Source organism: Pseudoduganella lutea (genome assembly GCF_004209755.1).
GTDB lineage: Bacteria > Pseudomonadota > Gammaproteobacteria > Burkholderiales > Burkholderiaceae_D > Rugamonas > Rugamonas lutea.
Genome location: NZ_CP035913.1, coordinates 4,344,661 through 4,360,502 on the forward strand (window position 1 = coordinate 4,344,661; position 15,842 = coordinate 4,360,502).

Below are 15,842 nucleotides of genomic sequence, written 5' to 3' on the forward strand. Positions count from 1 at the left end.
GCTTAACCCCTTTCGGCGGATTCGATCGTATTCATCAGCAACATTGTGATCGTCATTGGACCAACACCGCCGGGTACCGGCGTAATGTGCGCGGCCACTTCCTTGATGGCGGCAAAATCCACGTCCCCGCACAACTTGCCATTATCGTCGCGGTTCATGCCCACATCGATCACGATTGCGCCCGGTTTCACCATGTCGGCGGTCAGCGTGTTGCGGCGGCCCACCGCCGCCACGACCACGTCCGCCTGCTTCGTGTACACGGAGAGATCCGGCGTCGCGCTATGGCAGATGGTGACGGTGGCGTTGGCCTGCAAGAGCAGCAGGCCCATTGGCTTGCCGACCGTGTTGCTGCGGCCGATCACCACCGCGTGCTTGCCGCGCAGGTCGATGCCGGTCGATTCGATCAGCTTCATGCAGCCATACGGCGTGCAGGGGCGGAAGCCTTCCAGGCCGGTCATCAGCTCGCCGGCGGACAGCACCGAGTAGCCGTCGACATCCTTCGACGTGGAAATCGCCTCGATGACCTTGTGCGGATTGATGTGCTTTGGCAACGGCATCTGCACGAGGATGCCGTGGATGGCCGGATCGGCATTCAACGCCGCAATGCGGTCGAGCAGTGCCGCCTCGGCCAGGTCGGCATCGTATTTTTCCAGCACGGAGTGGATGCCCACGTCGCCGCAGGCCTTCACCTTGTTGCGCACATACACCTGGCTCGCCGGGTCTTCGCCCACCAGGATCACGGCCAGGCCGGGCTGCTTGCCCTGGGCGGTCAATGCGGCAGCGCGGGATGCGATTTCGGCGCGCAGTTTTTGGGAGAGGGCGATTCCGTCGATGAGTTGGGCAGACATGGTGATTGGCTAGTGGGGATGAAAGACCAACATTATAAATGCGCGTCGGCTGGCGCTGGGGCTTCATGTGGCCCGGTACTGCCAGCGCGACCAAGAGGGCGGCGGCCCCCGTTTTCGGGAAGTTACCAGAAGTGGTATCGAATTCAGTTTGAACACGATCAGGAAAGTGATTTTTTGCTCACGAAAACTGATTGGAAATCACGTGTTTATGCGGCGTTGCAGCATTTTTGCCCAGGGAGATTTCACATTATAAAAAGCTCTTTCGTATTTTGAAAAAGGCCGAATTCACTGTTAGAATCTCCGCACTTTGTAAAAGTCTTGGTAAATAATCACCCCTCGCGTCCGCCACGATCTCCGCATCGGGTTCGGGCCAAATCACTCAGGAGACTAGATAGATGTCAGCTCAACTTGACCAGGTCACGGCCCAAACCGCCAACGATCCGGACGCACTGGAAACCAAGGAATGGCTCGAGGCACTCGAGGCAGTATTGCAGAATGAAGGGCCGGAACGCGCCCAGTACCTGATGGAGCGCCTGGTCGACCTGGCGCGCCGCCGCGGCGCCGACATTCCGTTCTCGGCCAACACCGCTTACGTGAACACCATCCCCGCCGACGTTGGCGCCCACTGCCCGGGCAACCTGGAATACGAAGAGCGCCTGCGCTCGTGGATGCGCTGGAACGCGATGGCGATGGTAGTGCGCGCCAACCGCGCCGACGGCGACCTGGGTGGCCACCTGTCCTCGTTCGCTTCGCTGGCGAACATGCTGGGCATCGGCTTCAACCACTTCTGGAAAGCCGCGAGCGAAGAACACGGCGGCGACCTGCTGTACATCCAGGGCCACTCGTCGCCCGGCGTGTACGCGCGTGCCTACCTGGAAGGCCGCCTGACCGAAGAACAGCTGATCAACTTCCGCAAGGAAGTGGACGGCAAGGGCCTGTCGTCCTACCCGCACCCGAAACTGATGCCGGACTTCTGGCAGTTCCCGACCGTGTCGATGGGCCTGGGCCCGCTGATGGCGATCTACCAGGCGCGCTTCCTGAAGTACCTGCATGCCCGCGGCATCGCCAATACCGACGGCCGCAAGGTGTGGGCATTCTGCGGCGACGGCGAGATGGATGAACCGGAATCGCTGGGCGCGATCGGCATGGCCGCCCGCGAACAGCTGGACAACCTGGTCATCGTCGTCAACTGCAACCTGCAGCGCCTGGATGGCCCGGTGCGCGGCAACGGCAAGATCATCCAGGAACTGGAAGGCGAGTTCCGCGGCGCCGGCTGGAACGTGGTGAAAGTCATCTGGGGCCCGGGCTGGGACGAGCTGCTGGCCAAGGACAAGGAAGGCATCCTGCAGCGCGTGATGATGGAAACGCTGGACGGCGAATACCAGAACTACAAGGCCAAGGATGGCGCCTACGTGCGCAAGCACTTCTTCGGCAAGCATCCGAAGCTGCTGGAGATGGTCGCCAACATGAGCGACGACGACATCTGGCGCCTGACCCGTGGCGGCCACGATCCGCACAAGATCTACGCTGCGTTCAAGGTCGCGCAGGAATCGCAAGGCAAGCCGACCGTGCTGCTGGTGAAGACCGTCAAGGGCTACGGCATGGGCAAGTCCGGCGAGGCGCGCAACACCGCCCACCAGACCAAGAAGCTGGATGACGAAGCCATCCGCGAAATGCGCGACCGCTTCAACATTCCTATTCCCGACGACAAGCTGTCCGAGATCCCGTTCTTCAAGCCGTCCGACGACGCGCCTGAAATGAAGTACCTGCACGAGCGCCGCAAGGCCCTGGGCGGCTACCTGCCGGCACGCCGCATGAAAGCCGACGAAACGCTGGTCGTGCCGCCGCTGGAAGCTTTCAAGGCCGTGCTGGATCCCACGCCGGAAGGCCGCGAGATCTCCACGACCCAGTCGTTCGTCCGTATCATCACCGCCCTGCTGCGCGACCAGAGCCTGGGCCAGCGCGTGGTGCCGATCCTCGTCGACGAATCCCGCACCTTCGGCATGGAAGGCCTGTTCCGCCAGATCGGCATCTTCAACCAGCAAGGTCAGCTGTACGAGCCGGTCGATAAAGACCAGGTGATGTATTACCGCGAAGACAAGGCCGGCCAGATCCTGCAGGAAGGCATCAACGAAGCGGGCGGCATGAGCTCGTGGATCGCGGCGGCCACGTCGTACTCGACCAACAACCGTGTGATGATCCCGTTCTTCACGTACTACTCGATGTTCGGCATGCAGCGCGTGGGCGACCTGGCCTGGGCGGCTGGCGACATGCGCGCCCGCGGCTTCATGATGGGCGGCACCGCCGGCCGTACCACGCTGAACGGCGAAGGCCTGCAGCACGAGGATGGCCACAGCCACCTGTTCGCCGCGGCGATCCCGAACTGCCTGCCGTATGACCCGACCTTCGGCCACGAACTGGCGGTGATCGTCCATGACGGCCTGCGCCGCATGGTGACGGAACAGGAAGACGTGTTCTACTACATCACCATCATGAACGAGAACTACGCTCACCCAGGCCTGAAGGCTGGCCAGGAAGAGGGCATCCTGAAGGGCATGTACCTGCTGCAGGAAGGCGCCGCGAATGCCGGCCAGCGCGTGCAACTGATCGGCTCCGGCACGATCCTGCGCGAATCGATCTTCGCCGCCGAGCTGCTCGAGAAGGATTGGGGCGTTGCCGCCGACGTGTGGTCCGCACCGTCGCTGACGCTGGTGGCGCGCGATGGCCAGGATGCCGAGCGCTGGAACCTCGTCAACCCGACCAAGGAACAACGCGTGCCGTACGTGACCGGCCTGCTGAAGGACACGCAGGGCCCGATCATCGCCACGACCGACTACATGCGCCTGTACGCCGAGCAGATCCGCGCGTTCATGCCGAAGGACCGCACCTACCGCGTGCTGGGCACCGATGGCTTCGGCCGCTCGGACAGCCGCGCCAAACTGCGTGAGTTCTTCGAGGTCAACCGTTACTACATCACGGTTGCCGCGCTGCGCTCGCTGGCCGACGAAGGCAAGATCGACATCTCCGTGGTGGAACAGGCTGTCGTGAAATATGGCCTGAACCCGAACAAGCCAAATCCGGTGACCCAATAACGAAATACGGAGCAAACGCTATGAGCATTGTGGAAGTCAAAGTCCCGGATATCGGTGATTTCAAAGAAGTCGAGATCATCGAGCTGATGGTGAAGGTCGGCGACACGATCAAGGTCGACCAGTCGCTGGTCACCGTCGAATCGGACAAGGCGTCGATGGAGATTCCATCGTCGTCGGCCGGGGTCATCAAGGAAATCAAGGTCAAGGTCGGCGACAAGGTCGCCGAGGGTTCGCTGCTGTTGCTGGTCGAAGGTGAAGGTGCTGCCGCCGCCCCGGCTCCGGCCGCCGCGGCGCCCGCACCGGCTCCGGCCGCTGCGGCTGCCCCGGCCCCGGCACCTGCCGCTGCTCCGGCAGCCGCTGCCGGCCCGGTGGACGTGAAAGTGCCGGACATCGGCGACTTCAAGGAAGTGGAAGTCATCGAAGTGATGGTCAAGGTCGGCGACACGATCAAGAAGGATCAGTCGCTGATCACCGTCGAGTCGGACAAGGCATCGATGGAAATCCCGTCGTCGCACGACGGCGTGGTCAAAGAGATCAAGGTCAAGGTCGGCAACAAGGTGGCCGAAGGTTCGCTGGTGCTGGTCGTTGAATCGACCGGCGGTGGCGCTGCCGCTCCTGCCCCTGCTACCGCTGCTCCGGCGCCTGCTGCTGCTCCTGCAGCCGCGGCTTCCGCACCGGCACCGGCACCTGCCGCGTCGCCGGCTCCGGCGCCTGCCGCTGCCGCGCCGGCTGCGCCAGCCGTTTCCGGCAAGCTGGCCCACGCATCGCCATCCGTGCGCAAGTTCGCCCGCGAACTGGGCGTGGACGTGTCGAAGGTGCCTGGCACCGGCCAGAAAGGCCGCATCACCCAGCAGGACGTGCAGAACTATGTAAAAGGTGTGATCGCTGGCGCGTCGGCCGCTCCGACCGCCGCGCCAGCCGCTGCGGGTGGCGGCGCAGGCATGAACCTGCTGCCATGGCCGTCGCTGGACTTCTCCAAGTTCGGCGAGACGGAACTGCAGCCGCTGCCGCGCATCAAGAAGATCTCCGGCCCGAACCTGCACCGCAACTGGGTGATGATCCCGCACGTGACGCAGTTCGAGGATGCGGACATCACCGACCTGGAAGCGTTCCGTGTCGAGACCAACAACGCCAACGCAAAGAACAAGGATGCCGCCAAGCTGACGATGCTGGCCTTCGTCATCAAGGCATCGGCCGCGGCGCTGAAGAAATACCCGGCCTTCAACTCTTCGCTGGACGCGAAGGGCGAGAACCTGATTCTGAAGAAGTACTACAACATCGGCTTTGCCGCCGATACGCCGCAAGGCCTGGTGGTGCCGGTGGTGAAGAATGCCGACCAGAAGAGCGTGTCGCAGATCGCCCGCGAAATGACGGAACTGTCGCTGGCGGCGCGCGAAGGCAAGCTGAAACCGGCCGACATGCAGGGTGCCACGTTCACGATCTCGTCGCTGGGCGGCATCGGCGGCTCGCACTTCACGCCGATCGTGAATGCGCCGGAAGTGGCGATCCTCGGCCTGTCGAAGGCTTCGATGAAGCCGGTGTGGGACGGCAAGCAGTTCGTGCCGCGCCTGATGATGACGCTGTCGCTGTCGTACGACCACCGCGTGGTCGACGGCGCTTCCGGTGCCCGCTTCGCAGTCTACCTGGCAGAAGTGCTGGGCGACATGCGCAAAGTGCTGCTGTAAGGAGCCCGCCACATGAGTATTGTTGAGGTAAAAGTACCGAACATCGGCGACTTCAAGGAAGTCGAAGTCATCGAACTGATCGTCAAGGTGGGCGATACGATCAAGGTCGACCAGTCGATCGCCACCGTGGAGTCGGACAAGGCTTCCATGGAGATCCCGGCCACGCACGCAGGCGTGATCAAGGAACTGAAGATCAAGGTGGGCGACAAGGTATCCGAAGGCTCGCTGCTGCTGTTGCTGGAAGAATCGGCGGGCGCCTCGGCTGCCGCGCCGGCTCCGGCCCCGGCTGGCGTTCCGGCCTCGCCGGTTGCCAAGCCCGAGGAAAAGGGTGAAGCGCCAGGGCAGGCCGCGCCTGTGTATGGCGGCCCCGCCGTGGCGGCGCCGGCTTCCGCTCCAGCTTCCGGCCCCGCGCCGGCAGCCGGTTCGTACACCGGCAATGTCGACATCCAGTGCGACATGATGGTGCTGGGCGGCGGCCCCGGCGGTTACTCGGCCGCGTTCCGCGCCGCCGACCTGGGCCAGAACACCGTGATCGTCGAGCGCTATGCAACGCTGGGCGGCGTGTGCCTGAACGTGGGCTGCATTCCGTCCAAGGCGCTGCTGCACCTGGCTTCCGTGATCGATGAAACGTCGCACATGGGCAAGCATGGCGTGAAGTTCGCCAGGCCCGAAGTGGACATCGACGAAGTGCGTGCATACAAGGAAGGCGTGATCTCGAAGATGACCGGCGGCCTGTCCGGCATGGCCAAGGCACGCAAGGTGCAGGTGGTGCAGGGCGTGGGGCAGTTCGTCAGCCCGAACCACATCGAAGTCACCGGCGCCGACGGCGTCAAGAAGGTCGTGCAGTTCAAGCAGGCGATCATCGCGGCCGGTTCCGCTGTCGTCAAGCTGCCGTTCGTGCCGGAAGATCCGCGCATCGTCGATTCGACCGGCGCGCTGGAACTGCGCTTCATGCCGAAGCGCATGCTGGTGATCGGCGGCGGCATCATCGGCCTGGAAATGGCCACCGTGTATTCCACGTTCGGCGCGCGCATCGACGTGGTCGAGATGATGGATGGCCTGATGCAGGGCGCCGACCGCGATGCCGTGAAGGTCTGGCAGAAGTACAACGCGCACCGCTTCGACAACATCATGACCAAGACGAAGACCGTGGGCGTGGAAGCGCTGCCGGAAGGTATCAAGGTCACGTTCGAGGCAGCCGAAGCCGGTGCCACCGCACCGGCACCGCAGATCTACGACATGGTCCTCGTGGCCGTGGGCCGCAGCCCGAACGGCAAGAAGATCGCCGCCGACAAGGCCGGCGTGCAGGTGACCGACCGCGGCTTCATCAACGTCGACAGCCAGATGCGCACCAATGTGCCGCACATCTTCGCCATCGGCGACCTGGTGGGCCAGCCGATGCTGGCGCACAAGGCCGTGCACGAAGGCCACGTGGCCGCCGAAGCGGCCGTGGGCCAGAAGTCGCACTTCGACGCCACCGTGATCCCGTCCGTCGCCTACACCGATCCGGAAGTGGCGTGGGTGGGCCTGACGGAAGACGAAGCGAAGGCCAAGGGCATCAAGGTCGAGAAGGGCCACTTCCCGTGGGCCGCCTCGGGCCGCGCCGTGGCCAACGGCCGCGACGAAGGCTTCACGAAAGTGCTGTTCGACGCTGAAACGCACCGCATCGTGGGCGGCACCATCGTCGGCACGCATGCCGGCGACATGATCGGCGAAATCGCGCTGGCCATCGAAATGGGCGCCGACGGCACCGACATCGGCAAGACGATCCACCCGCACCCCACGCTGGGCGAGTCGATCGGCATGGCCGCCGAAGTGTACGAAGGCGTCTGCACCGACCTGCCGCCGGTGCGCAAGCGCTGATCGTTCCCTCCGCAGCACCGCAACGCCACCTTCGGGTGGCGTTTTCACAACGATTTCTGTTTCCAGAATTCGGGGACAGTCCCCGTTTTTTGGAAATATTTCCTGAAAATGGGGACAGTCCCCGATTTCAGGAAATATTTCCATGAGCTTACTGGTTGAAAGGCGTCGGCCATGCTTGAACTAAGACCCACTTGCGAACACTGCGACAAGGCGCTGCCGCCGCATGCGGACGATGCGCGTATCTGCTCCTATGAATGCACGTTCTGCGCCGAGTGTGTGGATGGCCTGCTGCAGAACGTCTGCCCGAACTGTGGTGGCGGGTTCGTGCCACGGCCCATGCGACCGGCATGCAACTGGAAGAACGACAATTACCTCGGCAAGGATCCGGCCCGCGTGGCGCCGAAGCACCGGCCTGTCGATCCTGCCGCGCATGCCGCGTTCGCAGCGGCGATCCGGGATATTCCACCGGCAGGGCGGTAGCCGGCGAGACGCCGCAGCGCCAAACCATTGGTGCGTGCTATCGACGGTGCCGGGTGTAGCATGACAGGTCGTACTTCATCGCATGCTGTCATTCATACCGAAAGGCAAGGCACGTATGAACAAGCGCTTCCTGATGGTGCTGCTGGCCGCTTTTGTATCGGCCCCGACGTCGGCAGCCAACGACACCGCCGCGGCGCCTGCTGTCCAGAATACCCGGCAGGCCAGCGGTTCGCTGGTCATCGAGCGGCCGTACAGCGCCATCCAGACGGTGACGATCCGTCGCCTGCTGGCGGACGGCGATGAATTCACCCGGCAGACGGTCACGCGGCTGTACCGTGACAGTGCCGGCAGGACGCGTCGTGACACGCTCGACGGCGACGGCGAGCTCGATCACTCGGTCATCACCGGCGCCGATGGCGCGACGATCTTCCTCGATCACAAGAATGAACTGATTTCCGGTGGCGGGGCTGGCCGGCAAGCGCCTGCGCTCGACAGGGAAGCGGGCCAGGCGCCTGCCAGCCCGGCAGGCCGGGCTCGCGCTGCCGCCGTGGAGCAGTTGGGCCAGCGCGACATCGAAGGGGTGACGGCAACGGGCCGCATCACGCGCCATCCGGCAGGCCGGGACGGTGAGGACATCGAGGTGACCAGTGAAGTCTGGTATGCGGAAGAGCTGAAACTGGCGCTGTACCGCAAGCACAGCGACCCGCGCTTCGGCGAGTCGACCATCGAACTGTCGGAGCTCGACAGGAGTGAACCGGATCCGGCGCTGTTCGAAGCGCCGGAAGACTACAAGCTGCTGACCTCGCATTTCCGCAGGAATTGACGGAAAAGCGAGGTGAAGGGCATTACGCTTCCTTGTGATGGAACGGCGCGAACCACGTCACGAGGAACGAGGGAATCGTGGCGGCCATCACGAACCAGAAGTAATTCACATACCCCATCCATTCCTGCAGGTGGCCGGAGACGGCGCCCGTCACCATCATGCACAGCCCCATCAGGCCGGTACCGAACGCATAGTGCGTGGTCGAATACTTGCCCGGTGCCAGCTGCTGCATCAGGTAGATCATGAAGCCCACGGAACCAAAGCCGTAGAAGAATTTTTCGATCGCCACGCCGGCGCTGATCGCGACCAGGCTCGTGGGCTGGTACATCGCCATCAGCAGGAACGTCACGTTCGGGATATTGACGGCGCAGCACAGCAGGAACAGCGTGGGTTTCAGGCCGCGCTTGGCCACGAAGAAGCCGCCCAGCAGCGAGCCGACCAGCACCGCCACCAGCCCGTAGGTGCCGTAGACGATGCCCAGCAGTTCGTTGGACAGTCCGAGGCCGCCCTTGGCAACCGGGTCGACCATGAAGAACGGGCCGATCTTTTCCAGCAGGCCGATGGAGAGGCGGAACAGGAAGGCAAAGCCCACCATCAGCCACACGTCGCGCTTCTGGAAGAACGTGACGAACGAGTCCCACAGGATGGTCAAGGCCTGCCCGATCGACGCGGGCGCGTTTTCCGCCCTGGAACCTTCCGGCATCGTGCGCAGGTGCCATGCGGACATCACCAGCGTGATGCCAGCCACGATGAAGAACACGATGCGCCAGCTGTCGATCCAGGCTTCGCCGAAGACCTTCGGGTCGTGGCCGAACACATTCACGTGCAGCCAGCCGGACAGGTAGACCATGCCGCCGGAAGCGACGATCGGGCCGACGTTCCACGACAGGCTCTGGATGCCGCAGTACAGCGACTGCGTGCGCGTGTCGAGCGCCGTCACATACACGCCGTCGCAGGCGATGTCTTGCGTGGCGCCGATGAACGACAGCAGGATGAACAGGCCGACCATGATCGCCATGTAGCCGGGCAGGGACATCGCCAGCGCCACCAGGCCGAAGCCGACACCGATGGTGAGCTGCGCGCACAGCACAAAGAACTTCTTGGTGCGGTACATTTCCACGAACGGCGCGAACAGCGGCTTGATCGTGTAGGCCAGGATCAGATAGCTCGCATACTCGGCCGCCTTGCCGTTGTCCATGCCCAGGTTCTTGAACATGATTGCCGTCACGCTGGTAAGCATGACGTAGGCGAGCGCCATCGTGAAGTAGCCGGTCGGTACCCACAGCAGCGGGCTCACGCGCGGCGCGGCGCCGGTGGTGCCCGTCGTGCCATTGCCGGGCAGGGCGCCCGGCGTGGCGGCTTTCGTGTTCATGTCGTCTCCTGTCTTGGTCGTCTGGTGAGAGGCGCGGGCTATGTTGCCGCTGTGCCCGTTACGCTGTGCTCATCATGATAGCGCCAACAATGCTGCTTGTTGGCGCTTCTTCGACCATCAGCGGCGTTGCATGTCGATGAATTCGCGGTACCACAGCGCACTGTCCTTCGGCGTGCGTTTCTGGGTGGCGTAATCCACGTGGATGATGCCGAAACGCTTGGCGTAGCCGGAATTCCATTCGAAGTTGTCCAGCAGGCTCCACAGGAAATAGCCTTGCACGTCCACGCCCGCGTCCATCGCCTCCTTCAATGCGGCCAGGTGGCGCTCCACGTAATCGATGCGCTTGGCGTCGGCCACGCGGCCTTCGACCACCTGGTGATCCGGATTGGCCATGCCGTTCTCGGTGATATAGATCGGCGGCAGGTCGTATTCGCCCTTCAGCTTCACCAGCAGTTCCGTCAGGCCCTGCGGATAGATTTCCCAGCCCATGTCCGTGGTACCCAGCGCGGCCGGCGCCTGGCGCGGTGGCGTCTCGGCGCTGCAGAACGAGCGGAAGTAATAGTTCACGCCGAGGAAATCGATCGGCTGGCGGATGATGTCGAAGTCGCCTTCCTGCACTTCCGGCGCGTTGGCGCCGTGGCCACGCAGCGCGTAGTCCGGATAGTGGCCCTTGAAGATCGGGTCCATGAACCATTGCACCGAGCGGGCGTATTCCCACTGGGCCAGGTCACGGTCGGCCTGGCTGTCGGTGGCCGCGTCGGCGGTCCACTGGTTCAGCACGATGCCCAGCTGGGCGGAGCCGCCGACGGCGCGCATGGCCGTCATGGCCAGGCCGTGCGACAGCAGCAGATGGTGCGATACCTGTACCGACTGCTTCACATCCGCCACGCCCGGCGCGAACTGTGCATTGCCATAACCCAGGTTCGCCGTACACCATGGCTCGTTGTGCGTTGCAATCGTTTTCACGCGATTGCCGAAGCGGCGTGCCACTTCGGCGGCATACTCGGCGAAGTGGTAGGCGGTATCGCGGTTCAGCCAGCCGCCTTCATCCTGCAGGCCTTGTGGCAGGTCCCAGTGGTACAGCGTGACGTGGGCGGCGATGTTTTTCTTGTCCAGCTCGTCCAGCAGGCGTTCATAGAAGGCAAAGCCGGCTTCGTTCCAGGCGCCCTTGCCGGCAGGTTGCACGCGTGCCCAGGCCATCGAAAAGCGGTAGGCATCCACGTGCAGGTCCGCCATCAGGCCGACATCTTCCGCATAGCGATGATAGTGGTCGCAGGCCACGTCACCATTGCTGCCGTCGATCACTTTGCCAGGCGTGTGGCTGAACGTATCCCAGATGGAAGGGCCCTTGCCATCGGTAGCGGCGGCACCTTCGATCTGGAACGAGCTGGTGGCCACGCCCCACGTGAACGAAGGCGGAAATTGCAGTGTGTCGGTCATTGTCTTGTCTGCTGGAAGAGTAGGGGAAAATCCATGAAAACGATTTCATGCAGTGCTGGACATTAGACCGCAAGGCCGATGCCGTGTCAATTACGAAAAATCCGCACTCCCCACTGTTTTTTAGCAATAAAAAAACCCGGGACAGACCCCTGTTTTCAAGAAATTTCCTTAAAAACAGGGACTGTCCCGGGTTTCGGTGCGCTGGCTGGGTCTGCTTAGCTGGCGATGAAGCGCGGCGGGATTTCCATGCCGGCACTGGCGGCCGCGGCATAGTCACGCAATTCGTTGATGGCCAACTCGAGTTGTTCCTCGCTGGGATTTGCCTGGAAACCACGGATGCGTTCGTTCAGCGCAGCCACTTTCTGTGTCCATTCCAGCCTGTCAATCTTGCTCATACAGCCTCCCTGCAAATTATAGTCTTAAGGACATTAGTATCCCTTCACGGCAGCATACCCTCCGTACGGTACCGCACCAAGCAACGGTCACCAAGGATGAGTTACTGGCGCATATGTGTCAAGTGAGCGCCAGATGAGTTTCACATGGGTGTCAAGCCTTGGCGCCGTACAGGAAGAGGTCGACGCGCCCTTCGACAAGCGAGGCATTGCCGTGCGAAACAGGGGCGTGCGAGGCAAACAGGTAGCGCTTCAGCAGGTCGCCCATCAGGCAGTTCATCAAATGCACGGCAAGCTGTTCCGCGGGGAGGTCGCGCAATTGGGCGCGCACGTCCGCCCGCGAGAAATAGCGCTGCAGTGCGAGGCGGGTCTGCTGCGGACCCGATTCGAAGAAGACCTCGGCGAGTTCGGGATCGTGATGCGCTTCGGCGATCACCATCCGGTGCAGCTTGATGGCGCCCTCGGACGACATCAGTTCATGCACCCGCATGCCGAAGTCGACGAGGACATCGCGGATCGGGCGCGAAGTGGTTTCCAGGTCTTCCATCGACTCGAAATAGACGTCGCGGCCGGACTTCAGGATTTCACGGAACAGGCCGCTTTTGCCGCCGAATTTCACGTAGATCGTGCGCACGGCCACGCGGGCACGGCGGGCAATCATGTCCAGGCTGACCTTTGCATAACCTTTTTCCAGGAACAGCTCGGCAGCAGCGCTCATCAGTTCCTGGGTGCGGGCTTCCGCGTCGCAGGCGCGCGGGCGTCCGGCGCCGCGGGCGATCGGGCAGGGAGAGTCGGCAGGAGTGTGCTCGTCGGACATAGGCAGTAGGGTGGGCGGATCGATGAAAGGTGGATGAAGAAGAGTGGATCGAAAAAGATGCTTGAACAAGGGTGGCTTGAACAAGGTGGCTTGAACAAGCAGCCGCGGAAGGCTATCAGATGACGCCACTTTATTCTACCCAGAAATGAAATGCAATCGTTTCATTTCTTGACTTCGTGATGCCCTTGGCCAATAATGCGCTCAACTCATTTCATTTTCGGAGCGTTTTCCATGTCCAACCAGGCAGAACAACAAGTGCTGGGCACCACCTCGCAGGCAACTCCCCGTGCGGCCGCGCCGGCGAAAAAGCCGAACCGTCGCGTGCTGGTCGTGGCCGGCCTGATCGCCATCGCGGCCATCGCGGGGGGCGGGCGCATGTGGTACCGCGGCGCGCACTTCGTGGAAACGGAAAACGCCTACGTGGCGGGCCACGTGCACCCGGTCTCGTCGCGCATCGCCGGCACCGTCACGAAAGTGCTGATCGACGATAACCAGTACGTGAAAGCGGGCGCCGTGATCGCCGAGCTGGATCCGTTCGACCAGCGCGTGAAGGTGGAGCAGATCCGCGCCCAGATCGCCAGCGCGGAAACGCAGGTGCTGCAGGCCGATGCCCAGGTAGCCCAGGTAAAGGCCCAGGCCAGTGCCAGCGCCGCCCAGGTCAAGCAGTCCGAAGCGCTGCTGGTGCGCGCCAGCCAGGATGCCGAGCGCTATGGCCAGCTGTACACGAGCCAGATGAAGGCCGTGTCGAAGGCGGAACTCGATGCCGCCAATGCGGGTCGTGCCAGCGCCGTGGCCGACCTGGCGGCCCGCAAGGGCAGTGTCAGTGCCGCAAAGGCGCAGATCGCCGCCGCGATGTCCGCGCGCGACGTGCTGAAGGCGCAGATCGACGTGCTGAAAGTGCAGTTGAAGGAAGCCGAACAGCAGCTTGCCTACAACACCATCGTCGCACCGGTGAGCGGCCGTGTCGGCAAGCGCAGCATCGAAGTGGGCCAGCGCGTGTCGCCCGGCCAGCAACTGACCGCGCTGGTGCAGGACAATGTGTGGATTACCGCGAACTTCAAGGAAACGCAACTGGCCGACATGCACGTGGGCCAGCCCGTGCACATCAGCGTCGACGCGCTGCCGGGCAGGGAACTGACGGGCCGCGTGGACAGCTTCTCGCCCGCCTCCGGCAACCAGTTCGCGCTGCTGCCGGCCGATAACGCCACCGGCAACTTCACGAAGATCGTGCAGCGCGTGCCGGTGAAGATCACGCTGGACGAGAAAGACCGCAAGGCGCTGGCCGGCCGTCTCGTGCCGGGCATGTCGGTGATCGCCGAGGTGGCGATCGGCGACGAAGCGCCGCAGCATGCACAGGCCGCATCGCCAGCCGGCACGCAAGTCCGCTAACCGGAAGCTGCAATGAGCACGCAGACAAGCACGCAGGCGCTGGGCGGCGGCCTGCCGGGCGCGCCGGCCTATGGCCAGGCCAGCGGCGCGGTATCCGGCCGCACGTGGATCGCGGTGGCCGCCGGCATGCTGGGCGCCTTCATGGCGGTGCTGGATATCCAGATCACCAACTCGTCGCTGAAGGACATCCTGGGTTCGCTGTCGGCCACGCAGGAAGAGGGCTCGTGGATTTCCACTGCCTACCTGGTGGCCGAGATCGTCGTCATTCCGCTGACGGCCCTGCTGACGCGCGTGTTCTCGCTGCGCGGCTACATGCTGGGCACCACCGGATTGTTCCTCGTGTTTTCCACGCTGTGCGGCTTTGCGTGGAACCTGGAAAGCATGATCGCCTTCCGCATGGCGCAGGGTTTCACCGGCGGCGCACTGATCCCGATGGCGATGACGCTGGTGATGACCAAGCTGCCGCCGTCGAAGCGGGCGGCCGGCATGGCGATGTTCGGCCTGACGGCCACGCTGGCGCCGGCCATGGGCCCAACGCTGGGCGGCTATCTCTCCGAACTGTACGGCTGGCCATCGATCTTCTACATCAACTGGGTGCCGGGCGTGCTGCTGATGGCGGGCATCGCCTATGGCCTGGACAAGGAAAAGTGGCACCTCGACCAGTTGTGGAATGCCGACTGGCTGGGCATCGGCTTCATGGCGCTGGGCCTGGCGAGCCTGACCATTTTCCTGGAAGAGGGCAACAGCAAGGACTGGTTCGATTCCGGCTTCATCATCGCCTTCGCCGCGATGGCGCTGGTCGGCCTGCTGGGCTGGGTCGTCACCAGCGCAATGCGCGAGCAGCCGTTCGTCAACCTCGGCCTGTATGGCCAGCGCAACTTCCTGGTCGCCACCGTGCTATCGGCGGTGATGGGCATGGGATTGTACGGCTCGTCGTTCCTGCTGCCGCTGTTCCTCGGCCAGATCGCCGGCTATTCACCGATGCAGATCGGCGAAGTGATCATGTGGGTGGGCCTGCCGCAGCTGTTCATCATGCCGTTCGTGGCCAAGCTGTCGGCCAGGATCGACAACCGCATCCTGTGCTCGTTCGGCCTGTTGCTGTTCGGCGGCTCGTGCCTGATGAATGCCTACATGGATGCGAGCACGGGCTACGACCAGCTGATGCTGTCGCAGATCATCCGCGCGCTGGGCCAGCCGTTCGTGATGCTGACCCTGTCGAACTTCGCCATGAACGGCATCGCGCCGAAGGACATGCCATCGGCTTCGAGCCTGTTCAACATGACGCGCAACCTGGGCGGCTCGATCGGCATCGCGCTGCTGGCCACCGCGCTGTCGACGCGCGAGCACTTCCACTCGGCTCGGCTGGGCGAATCGATCACCAGCTATTCGCTGGCCACGCAGCAGCGGCTCGACCAGATGACGCAGGCCTTCATCGGCCAGGGCTTCGACCCGGTCAACGCGGCGGACAAGGCCCTGAAGGCGATCGACGGCATCGTGCGGCGCGAAGCGTTCGTGATGGCCTACAACGACGGCTTCTTCATCGTCGGCGGCATCCTGCTGTCCTGCATCGCCATCCTGTGGCTGTCGGACAAGGTGAAATCGCCATCGGGCGCCGGCGGCGGCGGGCACTGAGACCAATAT

12 protein-coding genes are annotated in these 15,842 nt (G+C 63.2%); 7 read left to right on the forward strand and 5 right to left on the reverse strand.

The genetic code is table 11. The annotated features are described in order from the left end of the window. Window positions 1-2: 2 nt before the first annotated feature. Window positions 3-848 carry a bifunctional methylenetetrahydrofolate dehydrogenase/methenyltetrahydrofolate cyclohydrolase FolD gene (gene folD / locus EWM63_RS18415; RefSeq protein ID WP_130187834.1) on the reverse strand — a complete coding sequence of 282 codons (846 nt, stop codon included), beginning with the start codon at window positions 846-848 and terminating at the stop codon, window positions 3-5. A gap of 395 nt (window positions 849-1,243) precedes the next feature. Here folD and aceE point away from each other — a divergent pair, with 395 nt between their 5' ends. From aceE to EWM63_RS18440, 5 genes are all read left to right on the forward strand, one after another. Beyond that, window positions 1,244-3,940, forward strand: a complete 2,697-nt coding sequence (gene aceE, locus EWM63_RS18420) for a pyruvate dehydrogenase (acetyl-transferring), homodimeric type (protein WP_130187835.1) — start codon at window positions 1,244-1,246, stop codon at window positions 3,938-3,940. Window positions 3,941-3,960: 20 nt separating this feature from the next. Then, window positions 3,961-5,625, forward strand: coding sequence for a dihydrolipoyllysine-residue acetyltransferase (aceF, locus tag EWM63_RS18425; protein ID WP_130187836.1), 1,665 nt, complete (start codon window positions 3,961-3,963; stop codon window positions 5,623-5,625). Between the two features lie 12 nt (window positions 5,626-5,637). Beyond that, window positions 5,638-7,488, forward strand: coding sequence for a dihydrolipoyl dehydrogenase (gene lpdA / locus EWM63_RS18430; RefSeq protein WP_130187837.1), 1,851 nt, complete (start codon window positions 5,638-5,640; stop codon window positions 7,486-7,488). 171 nt (window positions 7,489-7,659) lie between these two features. Beyond that, window positions 7,660-7,968 (forward strand): DUF1272 domain-containing protein, encoded by a 309-nt coding sequence (locus EWM63_RS18435; protein WP_130187838.1) that lies wholly within the window; start codon window positions 7,660-7,662, stop codon window positions 7,966-7,968. 115 nt (window positions 7,969-8,083) lie between these two features. Continuing rightward, window positions 8,084-8,791, forward strand: coding sequence for a hypothetical protein (locus EWM63_RS18440; RefSeq protein WP_130187839.1), 708 nt, complete (start codon window positions 8,084-8,086; stop codon window positions 8,789-8,791). Window positions 8,792-8,813: 22 nt separating this feature from the next. Here the strand turns inward: EWM63_RS18440 and EWM63_RS18445 are convergent, their stop codons facing one another. The 4 genes from EWM63_RS18445 to EWM63_RS18460 form a co-directional block, all read right to left on the reverse strand. Next, on the reverse strand, window positions 8,814-10,049 hold the full coding sequence (locus EWM63_RS18445) for an MFS transporter (protein ID WP_229487965.1): 1,236 nt from the start codon (window positions 10,047-10,049) through the stop codon (window positions 8,814-8,816). Between the two features lie 231 nt (window positions 10,050-10,280). Next, window positions 10,281-11,603: a GH1 family beta-glucosidase gene (locus tag EWM63_RS18450; protein WP_130187841.1), complete on the reverse strand. Its 1,323-nt coding sequence runs from the start codon at window positions 11,601-11,603 to the stop codon at window positions 10,281-10,283. A 215-nt stretch (window positions 11,604-11,818) separates the two neighbouring features. After that, window positions 11,819-11,998, reverse strand: coding sequence for a hypothetical protein (locus tag EWM63_RS18455; RefSeq protein WP_130187842.1), 180 nt, complete (start codon window positions 11,996-11,998; stop codon window positions 11,819-11,821). A 151-nt stretch (window positions 11,999-12,149) separates the two neighbouring features. Further along, window positions 12,150-12,812, reverse strand: a complete 663-nt coding sequence (locus tag EWM63_RS18460) for a TetR/AcrR family transcriptional regulator (protein ID WP_130187843.1) — start codon at window positions 12,810-12,812, stop codon at window positions 12,150-12,152. A gap of 231 nt (window positions 12,813-13,043) precedes the next feature. Here EWM63_RS18460 and EWM63_RS18465 point away from each other — a divergent pair, with 231 nt between their 5' ends. Both EWM63_RS18465 and EWM63_RS18470 read left to right on the forward strand, forming a co-directional pair. Beyond that, window positions 13,044-14,201 carry an HlyD family secretion protein gene (locus EWM63_RS18465; protein WP_130187844.1) on the forward strand — a complete coding sequence of 386 codons (1,158 nt, stop codon included), beginning with the start codon at window positions 13,044-13,046 and terminating at the stop codon, window positions 14,199-14,201. A 12-nt stretch (window positions 14,202-14,213) separates the two neighbouring features. After that, window positions 14,214-15,833 (forward strand): DHA2 family efflux MFS transporter permease subunit, encoded by a 1,620-nt coding sequence (locus tag EWM63_RS18470; RefSeq protein ID WP_130187845.1) that lies wholly within the window; start codon window positions 14,214-14,216, stop codon window positions 15,831-15,833. The last annotated feature ends 9 nt before the right edge of the window (window positions 15,834-15,842 follow it).

Excerpts from the sequence above, each read along its gene's own strand:
- folD (WP_130187834.1), bottom strand. The coding sequence starts at position 848 with ATGTCTGCCCAACTCATCGACGGAATCGCCCTCTCCCAAAAACTGCGC.
- aceE (WP_130187835.1), top strand. The coding sequence starts at position 1,244 with ATGTCAGCTCAACTTGACCAGGTCACGGCCCAAACCGCCAACGATCCG.
- aceF (WP_130187836.1), top strand. The coding sequence starts at position 3,961 with ATGAGCATTGTGGAAGTCAAAGTCCCGGATATCGGTGATTTCAAAGAA.
- lpdA (WP_130187837.1), top strand. The coding sequence starts at position 5,638 with ATGAGTATTGTTGAGGTAAAAGTACCGAACATCGGCGACTTCAAGGAA.
- EWM63_RS18435 (WP_130187838.1), top strand. The coding sequence starts at position 7,660 with ATGCTTGAACTAAGACCCACTTGCGAACACTGCGACAAGGCGCTGCCG.
- EWM63_RS18440 (WP_130187839.1), top strand. The coding sequence starts at position 8,084 with ATGAACAAGCGCTTCCTGATGGTGCTGCTGGCCGCTTTTGTATCGGCC.
- EWM63_RS18445 (WP_229487965.1), bottom strand. The coding sequence starts at position 10,049 with ATGGCGCTCGCCTACGTCATGCTTACCAGCGTGACGGCAATCATGTTC.
- EWM63_RS18450 (WP_130187841.1), bottom strand. The coding sequence starts at position 11,603 with ATGACCGACACACTGCAATTTCCGCCTTCGTTCACGTGGGGCGTGGCC.
- EWM63_RS18455 (WP_130187842.1), bottom strand. The coding sequence starts at position 11,998 with ATGAGCAAGATTGACAGGCTGGAATGGACACAGAAAGTGGCTGCGCTG.
- EWM63_RS18460 (WP_130187843.1), bottom strand. The coding sequence starts at position 12,812 with ATGTCCGACGAGCACACTCCTGCCGACTCTCCCTGCCCGATCGCCCGC.
- EWM63_RS18465 (WP_130187844.1), top strand. The coding sequence starts at position 13,044 with ATGTCCAACCAGGCAGAACAACAAGTGCTGGGCACCACCTCGCAGGCA.
- EWM63_RS18470 (WP_130187845.1), top strand. The coding sequence starts at position 14,214 with ATGAGCACGCAGACAAGCACGCAGGCGCTGGGCGGCGGCCTGCCGGGC.